The sequence below is a fragment of the Succinatimonas hippei YIT 12066 genome (assembly GCF_000188195.1).
GTDB lineage: Bacteria > Pseudomonadota > Gammaproteobacteria > Enterobacterales > Succinivibrionaceae > Succinatimonas > Succinatimonas hippei.
Genome location: NZ_GL831058.1, coordinates 19,845 through 41,918, shown reverse-complemented (window position 1 = coordinate 41,918; position 22,074 = coordinate 19,845). Strand labels below are relative to the sequence as shown.

The following is a 22,074-nucleotide window of genomic DNA, read 5'->3' as shown; positions in this document are numbered from 1 at the left end:
TGCTCCTAAAAAATCAAATTATTGAGCCTGGTTGGCTTGTTCTGCAGCTTCGTATAAAGGTTTTAATGCAGGAGTCTTGTTCAAAAGTTCCTGGTGGATAGGGAGAACCTTATTGCGGAACTCGTTAACGTCAACATTAATGAATTCAACACCCATCTCTTCAGCCTGCTTCTTGGCTTCGCCTACGCGTTTGTGCCATGCGGCAAACTCGGCTTTTTCAGCTTCTTTTGCGGCTTCATCAAAGACTTTCTGTTCATCAGCTGATAAGCCGTCATAGAACTTCTTTGATACTACAAGAAGGTCAGGGACCATCTGGTGCATATCATAGGAGAAGTATTTGCAGACTTCACCGTGTTTCTGGTCGGTTAAAGCAAGCTCATTATTCTCAGCGCCGTCAATAACGCTTTGCTGCAAGGCAGAGTAAACTTCACCAAATGACATAGGAGTTGCAGCGCCGCCGAATGCCTGCATCATAGCAACGTTGGTAGGACCTGCCTGAACGCGGAATTTCTTGCCTGCAATATCGCTTACGCTTCTAATCGGGGTTTTGGCATAGAAGTTACGGGTACCGGCAGTGAATGATGCGACCGGATAGAAACCGTTTTTATCGGAGTTTACGCTTAATTGCTCAAGTATTTCAGGATTGGTAATGAAATTCTCAAAAGCTTTTTCTGAGGTGAAAATGTAGGGAATTGAGAATAATGAATAAAGAGGATCAAATGATTCGATATTAGCTGTAGAAACAACTAAGTACTGAACTGAGCCTTGCTTAATTAATTCAAGAACTTTTTCGTTAGCGCCCAATGTGGCGTTAGGGAAAATCTGAATTTCGAACTTATCGCCTAATTTGCTTTCTACATAATTTTTAAAAGCAACTAAACCTAAATGATCAGGATGGGTTTCAATCTGTGAATGGGACATGCGAATAAGCTGTTTTTCTTGTTCGCCGCAGCCGCTTAAGGCTAAAGTGGAAGCTAAGGCAACAGCCAATGCAGTTCCGAATAATTTATTAATGCGCATATAAATACCCTCAATTTATTAATAGCATTATGTAGAAAACGAAGTAATTAACATACTTGTATTCTAGTAACCACGTTAAATATACGGTAAAAAAATAAAAAAACTGCTAGCTTGCGCAAATTTCAAACATTTAAATTTAAATTATGTGTAAAAATGTCGACTAGTATACAAATTCGCGGTTTTTAATATGTAAAGCCGCTTATTTTTTGCCTTATTTGTATGATTTATCAAGGTTTACTATTAATTATTTGAAAAATAATAACAATTTATCTTCAATAAAGAGTTATTGCACAAAAAAATAAGCAATATCTAATGAAATTAGTGCAAAAATTCAAACGTTTTAGTTAAAGATTTTATTTTGTTTAGAATTATAAAAAAGCAAATAAAAACGGCACCAAAAGGTGCCGCCTTAATATAAATTTTTAATTTAGAAATCTGCGTTTCTCGGGGTACGCGGGAACGGAATTACATCACGGACATTTCCGACGCCGGTGATGTAAACGATAAGACGTTCAAAGCCGAGACCGAAACCTGAATGAGGTACGCTTCCGTAGCGTCTTAAATCTCGATACCACCAATAGGCATTTTTATTCAGTCCCATTTCTTCAATACGTTTGTCCAGCATTTCAAGACGCTCTTCACGTTGTGAACCGCCGATAATTTCACCGATTCCGGGAGCAAGAACGTCCATGGCGGCAACAGTTTTACCGTCATCATTCATGCGCATATAGAATGCTTTAATATCTTTAGGATAGTTCTTTACAACAACCGGTGATTTAAAATGTTCTTCGGCAAGATATCTTTCATGCTCTGACTGTAAATCAATACCCCATTTAACCGGGAACTCAAATTTTTTACCGCAGGTTTCGAGGATTTTGATGGCATCAGTGTAGTCAACTTGAGCAAAATCAGCATTGATAAAGCGCTCTAAGCGTCCGATAGCGTCTTTGTCTACACGTTCCACGATAAACTCCATATCGTCGCGGCGCAATTCAAGCACGGTACGAAATACGTATTTGAGCATATCCTCGGCAACGGCGGCGCATCCGTTTAAATCGGTAAATGCCATTTCAGGCTCACACATCCAGAATTCGGCAAGATGGCGGGTCGTGTTGGAATCTTCAGCACGGAAAGTGGGGCCGAAGGTATAGCATTTAGAAAAAGCGCTGGCGTAAGTTTCAACGTTTAACTGACCTGAAACGGTAAGATAAGCGTGACGACCGAAGAAGTCTTTGCTGTAATCCACCTGTCCTTTATCATCTTTAGGAATGTTGTTAAGGTCAAGGTTAGTTACGGTAAACATCTCACCGGCGCCTTCGCAGTCGGATGCGGTGATAAGCGGGGTTGAAACCCACATAAAACCGCGCTCCTGGAAAAATGAATGGATGGCGTAAGCTGCGGTATTGCGAATTCTCATGACGGCGCCGATTAAATTGGTGCGCGGACGCAGATGGGCATATTCACGCAGATATTCGATGCTGTGACGCTTGGCACTCATCGGATAGGTATCAGGATCTTCGACAAATCCGTAAACTTTAATAGCTGTTGCTTTAATTTCAAAAGCCTGGCCTTTTCCTTGCGAAGCTTCAAGAGTGCCTTCTACGGCAAGAGAACAGCCGGTGGTCAAAGATAAAATTTCGCTTTCGTAATTGTTAAGTGACTTGTCGGCGATGACTTGAACATTGTTAAAGCAAGATCCGTCATTTACGGCAAGGAAAGAAAATCCGGCTTTGGAATCACGACGGGTGCGCAGCCAACCTGCAAGGGTAACAGTGCTGCCGACGGCATATTTACCGTCAAGAATGTCTTTGGCACTGACAAGACTCATTTATAAAGCTCCTTCTTTATTTTTAATTTCAATACTTTGGGGGTCAAGACGTCCGGCTTTAGTGCGGATCATAATCATTCCGCGAGGACGCTTGCTGTTTCCGACAACCATTACGGGAACCTGATCCGTATGGTGCTCGTTAAGGTAACGTTTTATTTCGTGAGCTACCGTTTCGCCGGCAAGTCTGGTTTCGATGTCGATAGGGCCGTAATCTTTAACATCTACCACGGCTTTTAATATGGTAATTCCTCGTACGGGCTCACAAGAGGTTAATGTTCCTACGGTATGAACTCCGTTTTTCATCAAATTTTTTACCTTTTTATATAGGTAAAAACTCTTTACAGCCATAATTGCGAATACTGCGGCCATAAAGTAATGCATATACGGTTCTTTGTTTCCTTGTGAATAGGCATAAGCGGCTAATATTAAAGCAGTTGCGACAATCAAAGTATAAATGATGCCGAATACGAATTGCGCTGTTCCTACACGCGGTTCAAAAGAGTGAGAGCGGCTAAACATGAGTAATCAATCCTTCAAATGATCCTGTCGGGTTAAAGTCATAGTTATCTTCGTCTTTATCAAAAACTACGGTAATGACGCAACTTGCATCAACTACTACGTATGAACTTTTTTGCAGAGATTGTGCCGCAACATCATTAAGCAAATTTGCTTTTATAAATGATTTGAATTTAACAGGGGTACCGGGCTTTAACAATAAATCTTTAGGCTCTTCAATATGGCTTGCAGCTTTAGTCCCGTTAACGAAAACGTCCACTTTATATTCTTTTATCTGCAAAGGCTCAAGGGAACGATGTTCCATGGTAAAAGCGATATTAAAACCCGGCTCTTGATCAGGACCGGTAAGGGTCAGACTGTTTATTTGCAAAAATGGTTTTTGTGACCCGTCAGGAAGCGAACTGCAGCCTGTCATGGTTATAGCGCTGCAGATACCGAGGAGTAAAAGGATTTTTCTAAACATTTTTTATTAAAGTATAAATTATGATAAATAAGCGTAAATTTTATCATTTTAAACTTGTTTTTGGTTAGCAAAAATGATGTTGCTGGCAGTATGAAAGAAATAATTTTTGTATCTCACAAAACTATGACTCTAAAAGTTGCTCCAAAATAAAGCAAAAAATAAAATCTTTTTACCAAAATAGTGCATAATTTTTATAAAAAAATTAAAAACAGCACAAAAAAGGTGAGTTTGATTTAATATATCTTAAACGCAACGTTTAGCGTTTGATACTTTTATAAAAATACTTTGTAGGAAAGTCGTTACCCTCGACGGAAATACAAAGCTGTTAAAAACTTTAAAGTAGTTTTTACGCAAAGCAAAAAAGTCGCCTGCCTTAAGTTCAACGTTATCAGCGTCGTTAATTTAATCACATATTTTCTCTGCCTGAATACTTAATTTTCATAGTATTCAAAGGCAAATCTATATTTTAAGAACATTCGTTTAGGTTAGTACTATGAACTCAATTGTTACCTCTTTGGGAAAATTAAGTGCTTTTTTCGGTAAGACTTTTGCTTTGTGGGTAATTATTTTTGCCTGCATTGCATATAACGCTCCGTCTTACTTTACTTTCCTTGCTCCGTACATTTCCATTTTGCTCGGTATCGTAATGTTCGGTATGGGGCTTACCTTAAGAGCCAAAGACTTTTCTGAAGTATTTACCCGTCCGCTTGAAGTTATTATCGGTATTTTAGGTCAGTTCATTATTATGCCGCTTACTGCTTGGGGCTTGTGCAAGGTTTTAGGTTTAAGTGATGAAATTGCCGTAGGCGTTATTTTGGTAGGCTGCTGCCCAGGCGGTACCGCTTCAAACGTTATGACTTATTTAGGAAAAGGCGATGTTCCTCTTTCTGTTACCGTTTCTTCATGCACCACGGTTTTGGCACCAATCGTAACTCCGGCTTTGATTTATCTCTTTGCCAATCAGTGGGTTGATGTTGATCCTTACGGAATGTTCATGTCAATTGTCAATATCGTGATCCTTCCGATAGTTGCCGGTGTTATTATCAATAGCTTTTTCGGTAAATTCGTACGTAATGTCGTTGTTGCATTACCTTTGATTTCTGTTTTTGCCATCGTTGCTATTGTTATTGCTGTTGTTGCAGTAAGCCAGCAGAAAATTGCCGAAACCGGACTTATCATTTTTGCAGTAGTTGTTCTGCATAACGGTTTAGGTCTTGCCTTGGGTTATTTCCTTGCAAAGGTATGCGGCATGTCTGTAGCCAAGAGAAAAGCTATTTCTATGGAAGTCGGAATGCAGAATTCAGGTTTGGGTGTCGCTCTTGCCATGGCTCACTTCAGTCCGTTGTCGGCAGTGCCTTCAGCAATTTTCTCCGTGTGGCATAATATTTCAGGTCCGATTTTGGCAACTATTTATGCCAATATGAAAAACAGCCCTGAAGATGATGCAAAGATGAATAGAAAAGACTAGTAGAAAATAAAATTATTAGTCTGTAAAAAAGAGCTCCGAAATTTAATGCGGAGCTCTTTTTATTTAATAGCACGTAAAGGCGGATTAATATGATGCATATAGGTAAGAAAAGTTTTTTAATTTGCTTTAAGCTGTCAATTATTTGCGGTTTATCAAATAATTGTAATTAAGCTCAAGTAAAAATTAATCATTGCAATAGAATGAAAAAGTTAAAGTATTTTTTAATGTATTTAGGTGGGATTTTTCATGATGCAGTTAAATTTGTCTGTTTGCCCCGATAAGAAAAGTGACTTACCGATTCGCGTAATACAATTTGGTGAAGGTAATTTTTTACGCGGTTTTATTGATTGGATGGTCTATAAGTTAAATTCAAAAGGTTTGTTTAACGGCAGAATTTTAGCTTTACAGTGCACTCCGCGCGGACGCGTCGTTCCTAAGCTTAAAGCACAAGACGGTCTTTATACTACATTGCTTCATGGGATTGATGGCGGAAAAAGCGTAGAAGAGAATGAGGTAGTTAATTCGATTGCAAAGGCAATGAATCCCTATGAAGAATGGCAGGATATTTTAGAGTACGCAAAACTTGAATCTTTGCAGTTCGTGTTTTCCAATACTACAGAAGCCGGAATTACATATGTAAAAGAAGATTTAAAAGAGGGAATTGCTCCTTCTTCTTATCCCGGAAAATTAACCGTATTTTTGTATGAAAGATTCAAACATGCAAAATGTACCTGCAAATGCGGGTACGGCATGGTGGTTATGCCGTGTGAGTTACTGGATGATAACGGTAAAAAATTAAAGAATATAGTTTTACAGCTTGCAAAAGACTGGAATTTAGGTGATGAGTTTATATCTTACCTGAATGAAGATTGCCGTTTCTTAAATACTCTTGTTGATAGAGTAGTTTCAGGATATCCGGTAAACGAAGCACAGAATTATGAAGAAAAATTAGGTTATGTCGATGAACTCATGACATGCGGTGAACTGTTCCATTTCATGGCCATCGAAGGCGATAATGATGTAAATGATTTGCTGCCGTTTGCAAAAGCAGGACTTAACGTTGTAGTGGCTCCCGATATTACTCCGTATCGTTTGCGTAAAGTGCGCATTTTAAACGGAGCTCATACTGCAAATGTTCCTGCCGCATTCCTTGCCGGACTTTCTACTGTAGATGAAATGATGTCTGATCCTGTCACGGGAGCGTTTGTTCATTCCGTGGTTTATGACGAAATAATTCCGGCAGTAAATCTTGATAAAACAATGCTGACTGAGTTTGCCGATGACGTGATGAATCGTTTTAAAGATCCTTCTATGCATCATCAGCTTGCATCTATTTTGATGAATTCGTCTTCAAAACTTAATGCCAGAGTGATTCCTTCAATTCTTGACGCAAGAGCAAAAGGCGTATTACCGAAAAAATTATGTTTTGCTGTAGCTGCTTATATCGCTTTGTATCATGATGCCGAAGGCGTTCCGGTTAAAGTAAAGCGCGCAGACGGTAAAACGGGTGAATTTATTGATGACGCATACGCAGTAGAAGTTTTAAAGAAAGCTTGGTCCGTATATCAAAAAAATGAAGCCAGCGCATTATTTACTGTAAAAACCGTATTATCCGATACAAAATTATGGGGGATTAATTTATCTGCAGATGTTGATTTGACTGCTACTATTGCAAAATACACCCATGCCATTATTACTGATGGTGTTGTAACTACAATGCGAGCATTATTGGAGCTTAATTAAATGCAAGCCATAAAAATAAATCCTGAAGATGTTGTTGCTGTTGCCCTGACTGATTTAAAGCAGGGACAAGAAGTAAAGCTTGAAAATGACGTCGTGATCTTACAAGAAGATATCCCTCGCGGACATAAATTTGCACTGTATGATTTAGATGAAAACGATCCGGTTATTAAATACGGATATCCCATAGGCAGAGCAAAACATGCTGTTAAAAAAGGCGAGCATGTTCATACGCAGAATGTTAAAACCGATTTAAAGGCCTTTGGGTCATATAATTATGATAAAGCGCCTAAAACCGAATTAAAGCATGTTGATCGTTATTTCGACGGTTATGTAAGGTCAAACGGTGATGTAGGTATTCGTAATGAAATATGGATTATTCCTACGGTTTTTTGCGTAAATCATGTAGCAAAAGAGCTGGAGTCTTATGCTCAAAGCCGTTTGTCCGAATTTGTAAATGTTGACGACTGTCTTGCTTTGACTCACCCGTACGGCTGCTCGCAGATGGGTGAAGATCAAACTACGACTCAGAAAATTTTAGCTTGTTTGACTCGTCATCCTAATGCCGGTGCGGTCTTGGTTTTAGGTTTAGGTTGTGAGAACAATAATATCGGTGTGTTTAAGGAGTTTTTGAATGCAAATGATGATCGCATTCATTTCTTAAATTCGCAGGATGTAGAGGATGAGCTTACTGCCGGAAAGTCCATTATTGATGAGCTTTTGGTAAAAGTTAACGCTTATAAGCGTCAAAAGGTCAGTATCGACAAATTACGTATCGGCTTAAAATGCGGCGGATCTGACGGTTTGTCGGGAATTACGGCAAATCCTTTAATCGGCAGGCTTAGTGATGTCGTCGTAGGCTCGGGTGGAACCTCGGTAATGACGGAAGTTCCCGAAATGTTCGGAGCAGAACAGATTTTGATGAATCGTGCCGTTAATAGTGAAGTTTTTGATAAGTGTGTGAAACTTATCAATGATTTTAAAAATTATTTCTCCTCTCACGGTCAGGTTGTTTCTGAAAATCCGTCTCCTGGTAATAAGGCCGGCGGTATTACTACATTGGAGGATAAATCTTTAGGTTGCGTTCAAAAAGGCGGCAAAGCTGAAGTTTGTGATGTTCTCAAGTACGGTGAATCGTTGCGCAGTCATGGCTTGAATTTATTGCAAGGGCCGGGCAATGACGGAGTTTCCTGTACTGCTTTAGCCTCAGCCGGATGCCATATGGTATTGTTTTCGACCGGACGCGGTACCCCTTTTGCTACAGCTATTCCTACTGTTAAGATTTCAACTAATACTGCTTTATTTAATAAAAAACAGGATTGGATTGATTTTAATGCCGGAGCAATTGTTGATGGTACAGGCTTTGATGAGCTTACGGATAAACTTTTAGATTACGTTCTTGAAGTTGCTTCCGGAAAGAAGACCTTGTCTGAAAAGCGCGGTTTTCATGACATTATTATTTGGAAAGATGGGGTGACTTTGTAGTTTATATAAAAATATAATATAAGGAAGAAAAATGATTACTCGAGACTATTTAGAAAAAGTTGATATTAACAAGGCTTATCGGCTGTTAAATTTGGGTGCTACTTGCATGGTAACAGCAGAGTACAACGGTGATACCGGAGCCATGCCTGCAACTTGGGTTGGAGCTCTTGATTATAATCCGACAAAATGTACGGCTGTTATTGCTAAAGAGCATTATACTCGGCCTTTAATTGAAAAATCAGGATATTTTGCTATCGGTGTTCCCAGTGTCGCCATCGCTAAAGAGTTGTTTTATTTAGGCTCAGTAAGTAAAAATGACGAAAAAGATAAGCTTGAAAAATCCGGAGCAGAATTTTTTACTTTAGATAACAGTAAGATCCCGCTTATAGATGGATGTATCGGTTATCTTATTTTTAAAGTTATTCCGGAACCGCATAATGAGCAGGTTTATGATTTATTCATCGGAGAGTGTGTAGCTGCTTATGCAGATAAACGCGTTTATAAAAACAATCATGTATGTTTTGACGGGGTTGATCCTAAGCTGCACACTTTGCACTACGTTGCAGGCTCTCATTTCTTTGCTTTAGGGGATGAGTTAAAAGGTGACGGCTTTGGCCTGGATGAATAAAATCAATAAGCTTTAAAATTTTAATACGGAATAAAAAGGCGGGAGTACTTTTAGTATTTCCGCCTTAATTGTTTTTACTGTTCTTTATTTTCAGAGGATATTTGATTTTCAGGCTTTATCGGTAAAGTCTGTTGCGGAGTATAAGCTTCTCCTAAAATATATTGCTTGGCAAACATATCAACAAATAAAAGGAACATTGACACTATAAGCGGTCCGAAAATAACTCCCATAAACCCGAAAATCGGTAAGCCGGCAATAACGCCGAAAATAGTTATCAAAGGGTGAGTATTAGCCATCCGCTTTTGCAGGATCATGCGGATCACGTTATCGCATTGTGAAATGATAGCGATGCAGTAAAAAGCAAGACCTAGTGTTGACAATAAAGATCCGTCAAAATATTGTCCGATAACCAAAGGGATCCATACAATCATGGTGCCGACAATAGGAATTATTGAAGCAAAACCGGTAAGAACACCGAATAGTAAAGCGTTGTTTACTCCGCATAACATGTAACCTATGGTTGCAACTACTCCTTGAATGACGGCTAACAGCGGAATTCCTATAGCATTGGAGCGGACGATTACATGAAGTCTTTTGATGACGGCATGTTTATTTTCTTCGCTAAAAGGAAGAAGTTTTGCTATATAAAGTTCCATTTTCATTCCGCCTGACAGCAGGAAAAATAGCAGGAGGATTGCTGTAAAAACGTTAATGGCAAAATTATTGATTCCCGACATCAGCATATTGAAAATATTGCTAAATTGTGCAGTTATAAAACTTAAACTTTTGTCGGTAATGAGGTCAAAACCGGTAGCCTCTTCAATTTTTTTGATAGTTGTGGTTATTTTTTCTATGGCGATCTTAGGATCAAGATCGAAATTTTGCACCAACTCAATAGCGTACCAGGCGAGCAGAGATAACGGAATTAGGATAAAGACTGTGACGGCAATGGTTATAATCCAGGGAGATTTTCTTTTACCGTATTTTCTTGCCAAGTAAAAATTAGGTCTTCTTAACAGGACATATAAAGTAATTGATCCTAAAATTCCATTAACAAAAGGAAGCGCCTGTAAGATGAGGGCATAGCCTAATATTAATATTAGAAATAGAAGTGATAGTTCAAAATAACGTTCACGTGAGTTATTGTTCATTTTTATCGTTTCCGAGCATGGCTTTAATTCTTGATTTTAACAAAATGAAGTTGTTTACTCTTTTAGTTAGGGGATATTTTTTGAAAAAACACGCATTTTCGTAATGCTGTATTTTGTAAGAACCTTTATTAAAGATAATATTATTATGAGAGAGAGCAACAAAACAAAGTGTGTCAAGAGTTTTTATGAAAGATACTGAATTACTTAGAGAAAAATATTTAGAGTTATTAGCTCAGCAATATCCCTCCCGTTATGCTGCATTTACGGAAATTATCAATTTGCAGGCGATTTTGAATTTACCTAAAGGTACAGAGCATTTTGTCAGTGATTTGCATGGAGAATATGATGCCTTTTGCCATATTCTTAATAATTGCTCGGGAGTTATACGTGAAAAAGTCGATATTGTTTTCCAAAATTTATATGAAAACGAGAAGGCTGATCTTTGTACCTTGGTGTACTATCCTCATGAGAAGCTTGAACTTTTAAAGCAGCAGGGAATAGTAGACGCTAATTGGTATAAGACAGCCATTAAGCGTCTGATTGTTTTAGCTAAGTTCATTTCATCAAAATATACCCGCTCTAAAGTGCGCAAAGCCATTCCTCGTGAGTTTAATTATATTATCGACGAGCTTATGCACGCTATGGCAGATGAGGATAACAACCGACTCCGTTATCATGAGAAAATTTTCGATTCGATTATTGAAACTGGAAGTGCTCATCACTTTATAAATTCTCTTGCTTCTTTAATAAAACGTCTTGCTGTTGATCATCTTCATTTAGTAGGCGATATTTTTGACAGAGGTTCGCATCCGGATAAGATCATTGATCTTTTGATGCAGCACCACAGCCTTGATATCGAATGGGGAAATCATGACATTTTGTGGATGGGAGCAGCCTGCGGATCGCTTGTCAGCATTATGACCGTGGTTCGTAATAATGTTCTTTATGATAATTATGAGCTGTTGGAAAACGGATACGGAATAAGCATGCGTTCTTTGGTAATGTTTGCCGAGCATACTTATAAAGAAGAAGAGAAAATGAGCGCTTTGAAAAAAGCTCTTGCTGTTTTAGTGTTCAAATTGCAAGGACACGTTATAAAGCGCCATAAAGAATTTGATATGGAAAAGCGTCTTTTGCTTGATAAGATTGATTTTGATAAAGGCACTGTTGTTTTAGAGGGCAAAGAATATAAAATCCGCACTAAAGATTTTCCGACTGTTGATAGAAATGATCCTTATAAGCTCACTCCGGAAGAGGAAAGCGTATGTCTTGAATTGAAGCAGGCTTTTTTAGGCAGTAAGCGACTTCAGCAGCATGTTGCTTTTCTATACAAAAACGGATCAATGTATCGTTGCTATAACGGAAACCTCCTTTATCACGGTTGCATTCCGTTAAATGAAGACGGTACGTTTGCTCCGATTAATTGCGGCGGACGTTACCTTACGGGTAAAGCCTATATGGATTATGCCGAGTCTTTGGCAAGAAAGGCTTGGCTTGAAAAAGATCAGGATAGTCTTGATAACATGTGGTATCTGTGGTGCGGAATCAGATCTCCTTTGTCAGGGCGTATAGTTAAGACTTTTGAGCGAGCTTTATGCGAGGATAAAAGTACTTGGGAAGAGCCTAGAGATCCTTATTATTCTTTATATTATAGAGAAGATATCTGTAAAATGATTTTAAAAGAGTTCGGGCTCGATCCTGATAGAGGTCATATCATAAACGGGCATACTCCTATTAAAGTTAGAGAAGGAGAAGATCCGATTCGCGGCAACGGGAGACTTATAGTTATTGATGGCGGTTTTTGTCATGCTTATCACAAGACAACCGGTATTGCAGGATATACATTAATTTTTAATTCTCACGGTTTACGTCTTAAAGCCCATCGACCCTTTACAACAATCGAAGATGCTTTGTTATCGAATACGGATATTTATTCTGATAGCTATATGGTAGAAACTTTCCGTAAACGCATGATGGTAGGGGATAGTGATGCCGGAAAGCAGATCTGTTACACCATACAAGCGTTAACTGATTTACTGCAGGCATATCGTTCAGGTGAAATTGCAGAAAATTAGAAATTTATTTTAGATTAAAAATTTTCTTTGCCGCTCGATGATATTTGTATAAATCATCGGGGGCTAAAATCATAATTAAACTGATAGTGTTTTCTTGTTTTTTCGTATTACGTGAATAAGTTTTTGCAGTTAACAAATATAGTCAATTGAGAAAAATAATTCAGTTAAGCGCTTGAGTTTTGTTAGTTTAGGCTAACTTAATTTTTATTTTAGATATCTAATTGATAAATAACATAAAAAATCTTGAACTTCAGTCCTATAAGTTGAACTGAAATTTAAATATTTTGATTAAAAAAAATGCTTAAAAAATTAAGTTTTTCATCTTGTATGTAAGATTAAAAAAGTATATTATTCACCTGGTTTCTAAAGTTGGAGCATGAAAAGGAAACCTCAAGTCCTTAGGATTTCGACTCATTTAAAATGGATGTCGGTATTTAAGGCAAATTTAATTCAAAGAGTTTTATCGCTTAAAGTGATGAAATTTTCTGTTTAAACACAATACAGGAGTTGTTTATGAGAACAGAATGGCGCGGTTTTAAAGGAACCCATTGGCTTGGTGATGTTAACGTCAGAGATTTTATTCAAAATAACTATACCCCGTATGATGGTGATGCTTCCTTTTTAGCCGGCCCTACCGAGGCTACCGACAAACTTTGGGGTGCTCTTCAGGAATTGCAGAAACAGGAGCGTGCAAAGGGCGGTGTTCTCGATATGGAAACCGAAGTCGTATCCGGAATTACAGCTTACAAAGCCGCATATATTTCAAATGAGTTAAAAGATTTGGAAAAGATTGTAGGTTTACAGACTGATAAACCTTTAAAGCGTGCTTTTATGCCGTATGGCGGTATTAAGATGGCTCAGGAAGCCTGCACTACTTACGGTTATACTCCTAACCCTAAATTCCAGCAGATTTTTAACGAATATCATAAGACTCATAATCAGGGCGTCTTTGATGCTTATACCCCTGAAATGAGAGTCGCCCGTAAGAACAAGATCATTACCGGTTTGCCGGATACTTACGGACGCGGCCGTATTGTCGGTGATTATCGTCGTGTTGCTTTATACGGTATCGATTACCTTATCGAGAAGAAGAAAGAAGATCTCAAAAACTGCGGCAGCGGAACTATGACCGATGACGTTATTCGTCAGCGTGAAGAGCTTTCCGATCAGATTAAAGCATTAGCTCAGATGAAGGTCATGGCTTTAGATTACGGCTATGATATTTCAGTTCCTGCAAAGAATGCTCGTGAAGCTGTTCAGTGGCTTTACTTCGGTTATTTGGCAGCTATTAAGACCCAAAACGGCGCAGCGATGTCAGTAGGCCGTGTATCTACTTTCCTTGATATTTATATCCAGCGTGATTTGGAAGAAGGCACTTTAACTGAGTCCGAAGCTCAGGAGCTTATTGATCATTTAGTCATGAAACTGCGTATGGTCAAGTTTGCTCGTATTCCTTCATATAATCAGCTTTTCTCCGGAGATCCGGTCTGGGCTACTTTGGAAGTTGCTGGTATCGGCATGGATGGCCGTTCAATGGTAACTAAGAACGATTTCCGTTTCCTCCATACCTTAGAGAATATGGGGCCGGCACCTGAGCCTAATCTTACCGTTCTTTATAGCAAACACTTGCCTGAGAACTTCCGTAAGTATTCAGCAATGATCTCTATTCAGACTTCTTCAGTTCAGTACGAGAATGATGATGTAATGCGTCCTGTCTGGGGTGATGATTACTCTATCTGCTGCTGCGTATCTGCAACTGAAACCGGTAAGGAAATGCAGTTCTTCGGAGCTCGTGCCAACCTTGCAAAGTGCATGCTTTATGCAATTAACGGCGGTGTTGATGAGAAAACCGGTGTACAGGTAGGTCCTGAATATCGTGCTATTACCGGTGATTATCTTGATTATGATGAAGTAATGCATCGTTTTGACATCATGATGGATTGGCTTGCCGGTCTTTATGTAAATGTCCTGAATCTTATCCAGTACATGCACGATAAGTATTATTACGAAGCTGCTGAAATGGCTTTGATTGATACTGATGTTCGCCGTACTTTTGCAACCGGTATTGCCGGTTTCTCTCATGTAGTAGATTCTTTAAGCGCCATTAAGTACGCTAAAGTTAAAGTTATTCGTAATGAGCAGGGACTTGCCGTTGATTATGATACCGAAGGTGATTTCCCGCGTTACGGTAATGACGATGATCGCGCAGATGATATCGCAGTATGGTTGCTTAAGACTTTCTTAGGTAAGATTAAGAAATATCATACTTATCGTAATTCCGAGCCTACTACCTCAATTTTAACTATTACCTCTAATGTAGTTTACGGTAAGGCTACAGGATCTTTACCTGATGGCAGAAAAGCCGGTGAGCCTTTGTCTCCTGGTGCAAATCCGAGCTACGGTGCTGAAAAGAGCGGCTTGCTGGCATCCTTGAACTCTGTAGCAAAGCTTCCGTACGAGTATGCTTTAGATGGTATCTCAAATACTCAGACCATCAGCCCTGACGCTTTAGGCCATGATTTGCAGGAACGTACAGATAATTTGGTTCGTGTCATGGACGGTTATTTTGAGCGTGGCGCTCATCACCTTAACGTCAATGTTTTCGGTACCGAGAAGTTGATTGACGCTATGGAGCACCCTGAGAAGCCTGAGTACGCTAATTTCACTATCCGTGTGTCAGGATATGCAGTTAAGTTCATCGATTTAACTCGTGAGCAGCAGCTTGACGTTATTGCCAGAACCTGCCACAAGTCAATGTAATTGTTAGCTTGACAACTTAATCTTAGGACCTCGGAGCTTTAAAAGTTTCGGGGTCTTTTAATATGAAGAATTAAGAGATTTTAATATTTGAGAGGATAAATATGCTTACAGGACGAATCCATTCGTTTGAAACTTTCGGATCGGTTGACGGACCCGGAGTGCGTTTCGTTATTTTTATGCAAGGTTGCAGAATGCGTTGTAAGTATTGTCATAATCCCGACTCTTGGAAAATAAACTCAGGAGAAGAAAAGACTTCTGATGAAGTATTAAATTACGCATTGCGTTATAGAAATTATTGGGGAAAAGACGGAGGTATTACAGTAAGCGGAGGAGAGCCGTTACTGCAAATTGATTTTATTACTGAGTTGTTTAAAAAAGCTAAAAAAGAAGGAGTGCATACAACTATCGATACGGCAGCATCTCCTTTTTCAAGAGATCCTGCTTTTCTTGACAAATTTGACGAACTCTTAAAATATACCGATCTTTTAATGGTTGATATCAAGCATATTGATAATAAGGCACATCTTGATTTAACCAAGGTAGAAAACACTAATATTTTAGATTGCCTTAAATATCTTGATGAAAAAGGTAAAGCGGTTTGGATAAGACACGTTTTAGTTCCTGGAATTACAGATAATGACGAAGCTTTAAATAAGCTTTACACCTTTATAAAAACTTTAAATAACGTAAAACGCGTTGAAATTTTGCCTTATCACAGTTTCGGTATGTTTAAATGGGAGGCTTTGGGTATTAAATATGAGTTAAAAGATACCCCTTCTCCAGATGAAAAATCAATTTCGCAAGCAAAAAAGCTTTTGCATGTTGATGAGTTTTTAGGATATAAAACTAATAATTAGTTATATTACTGCTTGATTAAGCTTGCTATAAATTCAACGCATTCATTGCTGTCATTAAGACATGGAAGATAATTGACTTTCATGTCTTCATTTTTGCAGAAGGTAAAAGCGGCACGCTTTACATCATAGATTGTTTCAAGACAATCCAGCATAAAACCGGGACTCATTAGATTAACTGTTTTAACGTTTTGATTTTTTAATTTTTGTAATATATCAGCAAGACTTGGCTTAAGCCATTTGCCTTTTCCGAATTTTGAAACAAATACCGTGTATACGGGACATCTTCTTCCAATAGCTTCAGCTATAAGTTTACTTGTATTCATACATTGTTTTATATATAAATTTTCTTTTTTGAGATAAGATTGAGGTAGAGAATGGTAAGCAAGAAGCAAAGGTGTATCAGCATTAATATGTTTAAAGTCCAATTTATTAAGTAATGCCTTTATATATAAAGGATTTGTGTAAAATTCTGTTATAAACGAAAGCTTATAGTTATCTATGTCATGTTTTCTGAATTTATCTATGACGGCTTTGGTTGTAACGCCTGAGTATTGCGCAAAAAGCGGTAATACTTTTATATCTGAAATATTTTCATTAATACAAATTTGTAGAATATCTTCAATATAAGGTCGGGAATACAGGTTGGCATAAAAAAATCGAATATTGTGCATTCCGTCCAGCATTTGAAGTTTTTTTGTCAGTTGCTTCTCATAAAATAAAAGAGGGGCTGTTCCGTTTATTGCAATTTCTTGATATTTCTTTAAAAGAATGACGGGACGTTTACGTAGAATAATGCCGTAAAGGATCGGATACCAAAAAACTTTCGGCATTCGTATAACATGTTTATCAGATAAAAATAATTTAAGAAAAGTCTTAATACTCGGAATATTACATTCGGGACTTCCGGTATTAACAATGATAAAAGCCTTTTTCTCTGTCATTAACTTGCGTATTTTTCAAGACATTCTTTTATGCAGTTATATTCATGTTTTGTAAGAGAATTGCCTTCCGTTATTTGTACTGGAACTTTTATATGCTGCATTCCGGTAAATTTAGCAGTAAGTTTCTCTATGATCATTCGTGTTGCTAAAGCTCCCATATTAAAACGCGGTGTGCTGATACTGCAAAGTTTTGGCTCAGTTACGGTACCGATGTTAAGACCGTTATATCCTACAATACTGATGTCTTTTGGAATTGAGAGTTTTAATTTAAGGCAAGCAAATAAGGCTCCGACGGCAACGTCATCATTGGTACAGAAAACAGCATCGAGATTCGGATTTTTTTCATATGTTTTCATCATTAATGAGCTGCCCAATGAGAAATTTGAATGTTCTTGAATTTCAAGGCTGAGTCCTTTAAGTCCGGCTTCATGCATTGCTTTTTCGTAGCCGCGCTGACGCTGCAGGGTTCGATAGTCAAGGCGGACACCGAAATAAGCTATATTTTTGCGGCCGGCTTCTATTAGTCCGCGGGTTACGGCATAAGCGGTATTAAAAGTATCTACTCCTACTGTCATATTAATTGGATTCTCCACGTAACCCATAACCTCAACAATAGGGATTTTTGCAAGTTTTAATCTTTTAACTGAAATTTCCGAATGAATTTCTTCTGTAAGGATAATTGCATCGACCTGGTAGGATAACAGAGCATTTATTTGTTCTTCTTCGCTTTCAGCACTATACCCGGTATGCATGATAAGAACACTGTAGCCTGATTTTTTGGCTACACTTTTGATGCCGTTTATAAGATCGGCAAAAACCATATTGGAAAATGACGAAATTAATACGCCTATAGCTTTTGATGATGCTTTAGACAGCATTGCCGGAACTCTATTCGGAATAAAACCGAGTTCATCGATAACTTCAGCTATTTTTTTTTGGGTGTTTTTAGCAACATTATTTGGGTTATTGAGATAACGTGAAACCGTCATCTTTGTAACTCCAACTCTGTCAGCTATATCTTGTAGGGTTGTGCGTTGTCTTCTCACTTCATTTTCCTTAGATTATCTATATGTATTGTAATAATTTTTTTATGAAAAGGGTAAATATTTGACAGAGAAAGCGTTTTTTTTGAAAAAAGTCCCGAGTTTTTTTCGGGACTTTTTAATTGTGAAGGAGTTATTTAGAAAATCATATAGATGAGACAGGCGAATAAGAAACCGATGGTTCCAAGCAAAGTTTCAAGCACTGTCCAGGTACGTAAAGTTGTTTTTTCATCAAGTCCGAACAATCCTTTAACCAGCCAGAAGCCGGAGTCGTTAAAGTGAGAAATAACGACAGATCCGCCTGAAATAGCAGCAACTATGGCACAAAGATCAATTTGGCTGAAGTTTGCTGCATTCTTGGTGACGATCGGGGCAACCAAAGCAGCAGCAGTGGTAAGTGCTACTGTTGCAGAACCCTGAGCTACACGCAGGCATACGGAGATAATAAATGCTGCGAGAATCACCGGAATGCCCATGTCGGAAAGTACGGATGCCAATGCGTCGCCGATTCCTGAGGTACGCAATATTCCGCCGAACATGCCGCCAGCACCGGTTACCAAAATAACAGAACAAATCGGTCCTAAGGCTTTTTCGCACAATTCATTCAGGCGCTTTGCCTCAAAAGCCTTGATGAACACAAAAAGGCTCAGTAATAATGTAAGCAGCAGAGCAATAGGTGTTTGACCCAATGTACAAATAACGGCTAAGGCTGTATTGCCTTTAGGCAAAGCTCCTGTTGCTTGTAAAGTTGAAATTCCGGTATTCAGGAAAATAAGGATCATCGGAGTTAAAAGAATACCGACGACAGTCCCGAATTTGGGCGGTTTGCGATCTGCTGTGTCCATATCGTTTTGAGAGAACAAATCAGGAACTTTGGCATACCATTTTTTACCAGCCCATAAACCGAATAAATAAGAGCTTAAATACCAGGTAGGAAGACCGATAATAAGTCCGATGAAAACAAGATAACCTACGTTAGCTCCAAGAATTCCAGCAGCAGCAACAGGGCCCGGATGAGGCGGCAGGAATGCGTGCATTACCGAGAAAGCACCGGTTGCCGGAAGGGCATATAAAATAACTGAACCGCCGAGCTTTTTAGCTACCGACAAAATAACAGGCAGCATTACTACAAGGCCTGCATCAAAGAAAATAGGGAAAGCAAACAGCAAAGAAGCTACGCCTAAAGCAAGAGGTGCGCGTTTTTTGCCGAACCAACCTATTAAGGTATCAGCAAGTACTTGTGCTCCGCCTGAAACCTCAAGGATCTTTCCTATCATTGCTCCGAGGCCGACTAATAAAGCGACAGATGCTAATGTTCCACCAAAACCGCTTAGCATGGCAGGAACGATTTGTGAAAATTCGATGCCGGTGGCAACTGCCGTGCAGAAGCTGACAATAATCAGCGCCGGGAAAGCATGAACTTTCAATTTCATAATGAGGAATAATAAAAAGATAATCGCGATACCGGCTACAGAAAGCAGATATTGCGTGGTATGTGCCATTGTTGACTGATCCATGTGCCCTCCGAATGGGAACTCAATTTTTCAATCCTGTGATTAAAATCACATATAAAATATGTTACTGATAACATGTTACCAGTCACATTTGATAAAATAAACAAAGATTTTACGTTTTAGTAGATTTTGTGAACCTTTTCACAATTATTTCCTGGAGTAGAAAATGAGAAGTATTGTGGTTATGGGAGTTTGCGGTACCGGTAAAACAACAGTAGGTATTGCTCTTGCCGAAAAAATGAACGTTCGTTTTATTGACGGAGATGATTTGCATCCTCGCGCTAACGTTATGAAGATGGGCAGCGGTATTCCTTTAAATGATGAAGATCGTCAGCCTTGGCTTGAGCGTATCGGTGATGTTTTCTATTCTATGTCCCGCCGCAGTGCTTGCTGTGTTATTGTTTGCTCTGCATTAAAACGCAAGTATCGCGATATTATCCGCCAGGGCGATCCTAATCTGATTTTCGTTCATTTGGCAGGTTCAAAAGAATTGGTTCTTGAGCGCATGGCTAAACGTAAGGGTCACTATATGAAGCCTGAAATGGTTCAAAGCCAGTTTGATACTCTTGAAGTTCCCGGCGCTGATGAAACGGACGTCGTAACTGTTGATATCAATCATTCTATTGAAGAAGTAATCGAATTGGCTTATAAAGCAGTCATAGCTAAAGAAAAGGAGCTTGATAATGCTAAATAGTGTAGTTCGTGAAGTAACAGAGCGTATTGAAAAGCGTTCCCAAATGACTCGTGATGCATATATGAATATGGTTTTGGCTCAGGAGAAATTGGGACGCGGACGCAAAATTTTAACTTGTTCAAATTTAGCACATGCTGTTGCAAGTGAAAAAGATGCGGATAAAGCAACTATTCTTAAGGATGAGACTGCAAATATCGGTATAGTAAGTGCGTACAATGACATGTTAAGTGCTCATTGTCCGTACAAAGTTTATCCGGACGCAATTAAAGCAGAAGTTGCAAAACACGGCGCTACAGCTCAGGTGGCAGGATGCGTTCCTGCAATGTGCGACGGTGTTACTCAGGGACAGCCCGGTATGGATATGTCGCTGTTCTCTCGAGACATTATTGCTCAGTCCGTCGCTGTTTCTTTATCGCACAATGTTTTTGACGGCGTTTTGCTTTTAGGCATCTGCGATAAAATTGCTCCCGGTATGATTATGGGAGCTATTTCATATGGCCATTTACCGACAGCCTTCGTTCCTGCAGGTCCGATGAGTACAGGTATTTCCAATGAGGAAAAAAGTGAAATCCGCCAGAAGTATACTGCAGGTCTTTTAGATAAGAGCGCATTGCAGCAGATGGAATGTGCTTGTTATCATTCTCAGGGTACTTGTACTTTCTATGGAACGGCAAATTCAAATCAGCTTGTACTTGAAGCAATGGGCTTGATGTTGCCTGGTTCTGCTTTTGTTCCTCCGTATACTGATTTGCGTCGTGCTTTAAATGATGAAGCGGCAGCACGTATTCTTGATAAAACTTGTTTTGGTAAAGATCCTTGCCCGTTATATAAGGTTGTTACTGCAAAGAATTTGGTTAATGCCGTAGTTGCTTTGCTTGCTTCCGGCGGCAGTACAAATTTAACTTTGCATTTGGTAGCAATTGCAAAAGCAGCAGGTTATATCTTAACCTGGGATGATTTTAGTGATTTGTCGGAAGTCGTTCCTCTTTTAGTTAACATTTATCCTAATGCCAAGCCTGATATTAATGCATTGCAAGCTGCAGGCGGAGTGCCTGTTTTGATGAAGGCTCTGTATAAGCGTGGTCTGGTTCATGATGATGTTGTAACCTCTTTTGGTGATTTTGCATCTCAAATGACTACACCTGTTCTTAATGAAGGCAAACTTACTTTTGTTGACTGCGGCGAGAGTAAAGATCCTAAAGTATTGATTTCGGGTGAAGGCTGCTTTAACGAAAAAGGCGGTATTAAAGTATTGCACGGCAACTTAGGAACTTCAGTAATAAAAATTTCAGCTGTAGCTCCTGAACACCATCATGTTAAAGCTCCTGCTCGAGTATTTAATGATCAGCACGATGTTGAGAGAGCTTATAAAGAAGGCAAGCTTAACCAGGATGCTGTTATTGTGGTTCGCTACGCAGGCCCGGCAGCAAGCGGAATGCCTGAACTGCATAAATTAATGCCGGTTCTCGGAAATCTGCAAAAGGCCGGTTATAAAGTCGCTCTTTTAACCGATGGACGCTTGTCCGGTGCGTCAGGCAAGATCCCTTCTGCCTTACACGTTTCCCCAGAGGCTCTTCGCGGAGGAAAACTTGCTTTGCTAAAAGACGGAGATCTTATAGATTTTGATGCTGATGCCGGTACAGTTAATTGCTTAACCTCTCTTGAAGGTCGTGTTGCTGACGTTCCTGATGTTGAAGCTAACGAACAGACTTACGGACGTTATTTGTTTAAGTCTTGTCGTAATGCTGTATCATCGGCAGATGAGGGAGCTACTTTCTTGTTTTAGGCAATAATCTATTATTTTATATGGAAGAGCTGCTTTTTGTGCGGCTCTTTTTTTTTGCAAAAATTTTGTATGTTTTTTATCAAAAAAGATCAGCGGCTAAAACCC

The 22,074-nt window shown here is 39.0% G+C and carries 17 protein-coding genes; 9 read left to right on the top strand and 8 right to left on the bottom strand.

The window, feature by feature from the left end:
* Positions 1-18 precede the first annotated feature (18 nt).
* From HMPREF9444_RS08575 to HMPREF9444_RS08560, 4 genes are all read right to left on the bottom strand, one after another.
* Positions 19-1,020, bottom strand: coding sequence for a TRAP transporter substrate-binding protein (locus tag HMPREF9444_RS08575; protein ID WP_009144023.1), 1,002 nt, complete (start codon positions 1,018-1,020; stop codon positions 19-21).
* A 427-nt stretch (positions 1,021-1,447) separates the two neighbouring features.
* Positions 1,448-2,848: an asparagine--tRNA ligase gene (gene asnS / locus HMPREF9444_RS08570; RefSeq protein ID WP_009144022.1), complete on the bottom strand. Its 1,401-nt coding sequence runs from the start codon at positions 2,846-2,848 to the stop codon at positions 1,448-1,450.
* Complete coding sequence (locus HMPREF9444_RS08565; RefSeq protein ID WP_009144021.1) at positions 2,849-3,367, bottom strand: hypothetical protein; 519 nt, start codon at positions 3,365-3,367, stop codon at positions 2,849-2,851.
* The gene (locus HMPREF9444_RS08560) at positions 3,360-3,827 is read right to left on the bottom strand and encodes a hypothetical protein (protein WP_009144020.1); all 468 of its coding nucleotides are present in this window, start codon (positions 3,825-3,827) and stop codon (positions 3,360-3,362) included. The genes HMPREF9444_RS08565 and HMPREF9444_RS08560 overlap by 8 nt, the downstream gene beginning before the upstream one ends.
* A gap of 493 nt (positions 3,828-4,320) precedes the next feature.
* Here HMPREF9444_RS08560 and HMPREF9444_RS08555 point away from each other — a divergent pair, with 493 nt between their 5' ends.
* The 4 genes from HMPREF9444_RS08555 (at position 4,321) to HMPREF9444_RS08540 (ending at position 9,148) form a co-directional block, all read left to right on the top strand.
* Entirely contained in the window at positions 4,321-5,295 is a 975-nt protein-coding gene (locus HMPREF9444_RS08555; protein ID WP_009144019.1) for a bile acid:sodium symporter family protein, read from the top strand.
* Positions 5,296-5,541: 246 nt separating this feature from the next.
* The gene (locus HMPREF9444_RS08550; RefSeq protein ID WP_009144018.1) at positions 5,542-7,038 is read left to right on the top strand and encodes a tagaturonate reductase; all 1,497 of its coding nucleotides are present in this window, start codon (positions 5,542-5,544) and stop codon (positions 7,036-7,038) included.
* Complete coding sequence (locus HMPREF9444_RS08545; protein ID WP_009144017.1) at positions 7,039-8,520, top strand: UxaA family hydrolase; 1,482 nt, start codon at positions 7,039-7,041, stop codon at positions 8,518-8,520. It abuts the gene before it with no gap.
* Between the two features lie 31 nt (positions 8,521-8,551).
* Positions 8,552-9,148 (top strand): flavin reductase family protein, encoded by a 597-nt coding sequence (locus HMPREF9444_RS08540; RefSeq protein WP_009144016.1) that lies wholly within the window; start codon positions 8,552-8,554, stop codon positions 9,146-9,148.
* Between the two features lie 74 nt (positions 9,149-9,222).
* Here HMPREF9444_RS08540 and HMPREF9444_RS08535 read toward each other — a convergent pair whose 3' ends face one another.
* The gene (locus HMPREF9444_RS08535) at positions 9,223-10,299 is read right to left on the bottom strand and encodes an AI-2E family transporter (RefSeq protein WP_009144015.1); all 1,077 of its coding nucleotides are present in this window, start codon (positions 10,297-10,299) and stop codon (positions 9,223-9,225) included.
* Between the two features lie 185 nt (positions 10,300-10,484).
* On the opposite strand from HMPREF9444_RS08535, the gene HMPREF9444_RS08530 reads away from it, so the two are divergent.
* The 3 genes from HMPREF9444_RS08530 (at position 10,485) to pflA (ending at position 15,991) form a co-directional block, all read left to right on the top strand.
* A complete protein-coding gene (locus tag HMPREF9444_RS08530; protein ID WP_009144014.1) occupies positions 10,485-12,374 on the top strand; it encodes a fructose-bisphosphatase class III in 1,890 nt (629 codons plus the stop codon).
* Positions 12,375-12,887: 513 nt separating this feature from the next.
* On the top strand, positions 12,888-15,134 hold the full coding sequence (gene pflB, locus HMPREF9444_RS08525) for a formate C-acetyltransferase (RefSeq protein ID WP_009144012.1): 2,247 nt from the start codon (positions 12,888-12,890) through the stop codon (positions 15,132-15,134).
* A 101-nt stretch (positions 15,135-15,235) separates the two neighbouring features.
* Positions 15,236-15,991 (top strand): pyruvate formate-lyase-activating protein, encoded by a 756-nt coding sequence (pflA, locus tag HMPREF9444_RS08520; RefSeq protein ID WP_009144011.1) that lies wholly within the window; start codon positions 15,236-15,238, stop codon positions 15,989-15,991.
* Positions 15,992-15,996: 5 nt separating this feature from the next.
* Here pflA and hemH read toward each other — a convergent pair whose 3' ends face one another.
* The 3 genes from hemH to HMPREF9444_RS08505 all read right to left on the bottom strand — a co-directional run bounded on the left by hemH (position 15,997) and on the right by HMPREF9444_RS08505 (position 19,492).
* The gene (gene hemH / locus HMPREF9444_RS08515) at positions 15,997-16,932 is read right to left on the bottom strand and encodes a ferrochelatase (RefSeq protein ID WP_009144010.1); all 936 of its coding nucleotides are present in this window, start codon (positions 16,930-16,932) and stop codon (positions 15,997-15,999) included.
* A complete protein-coding gene (locus HMPREF9444_RS08510; RefSeq protein WP_009144009.1) occupies positions 16,932-17,978 on the bottom strand; it encodes a LacI family DNA-binding transcriptional regulator in 1,047 nt (348 codons plus the stop codon). Before HMPREF9444_RS08510 ends, hemH begins: the two co-directional genes overlap by 1 nt.
* A 134-nt stretch (positions 17,979-18,112) precedes the next feature.
* Complete coding sequence (locus HMPREF9444_RS08505; protein WP_009144008.1) at positions 18,113-19,492, bottom strand: GntP family permease; 1,380 nt, start codon at positions 19,490-19,492, stop codon at positions 18,113-18,115.
* 163 nt (positions 19,493-19,655) lie between these two features.
* Between HMPREF9444_RS08505 and HMPREF9444_RS08500 the strand changes: the two genes are divergently transcribed.
* Both HMPREF9444_RS08500 and edd read left to right on the top strand, forming a co-directional pair.
* Positions 19,656-20,183 (top strand): gluconokinase, encoded by a 528-nt coding sequence (locus HMPREF9444_RS08500; protein WP_009144007.1) that lies wholly within the window; start codon positions 19,656-19,658, stop codon positions 20,181-20,183.
* Complete coding sequence (gene edd, locus HMPREF9444_RS08495) at positions 20,173-21,969, top strand: phosphogluconate dehydratase (RefSeq protein WP_009144006.1); 1,797 nt, start codon at positions 20,173-20,175, stop codon at positions 21,967-21,969. The genes HMPREF9444_RS08500 and edd overlap by 11 nt, the downstream gene beginning before the upstream one ends.
* Positions 21,970-22,074 lie beyond the last annotated feature (105 nt).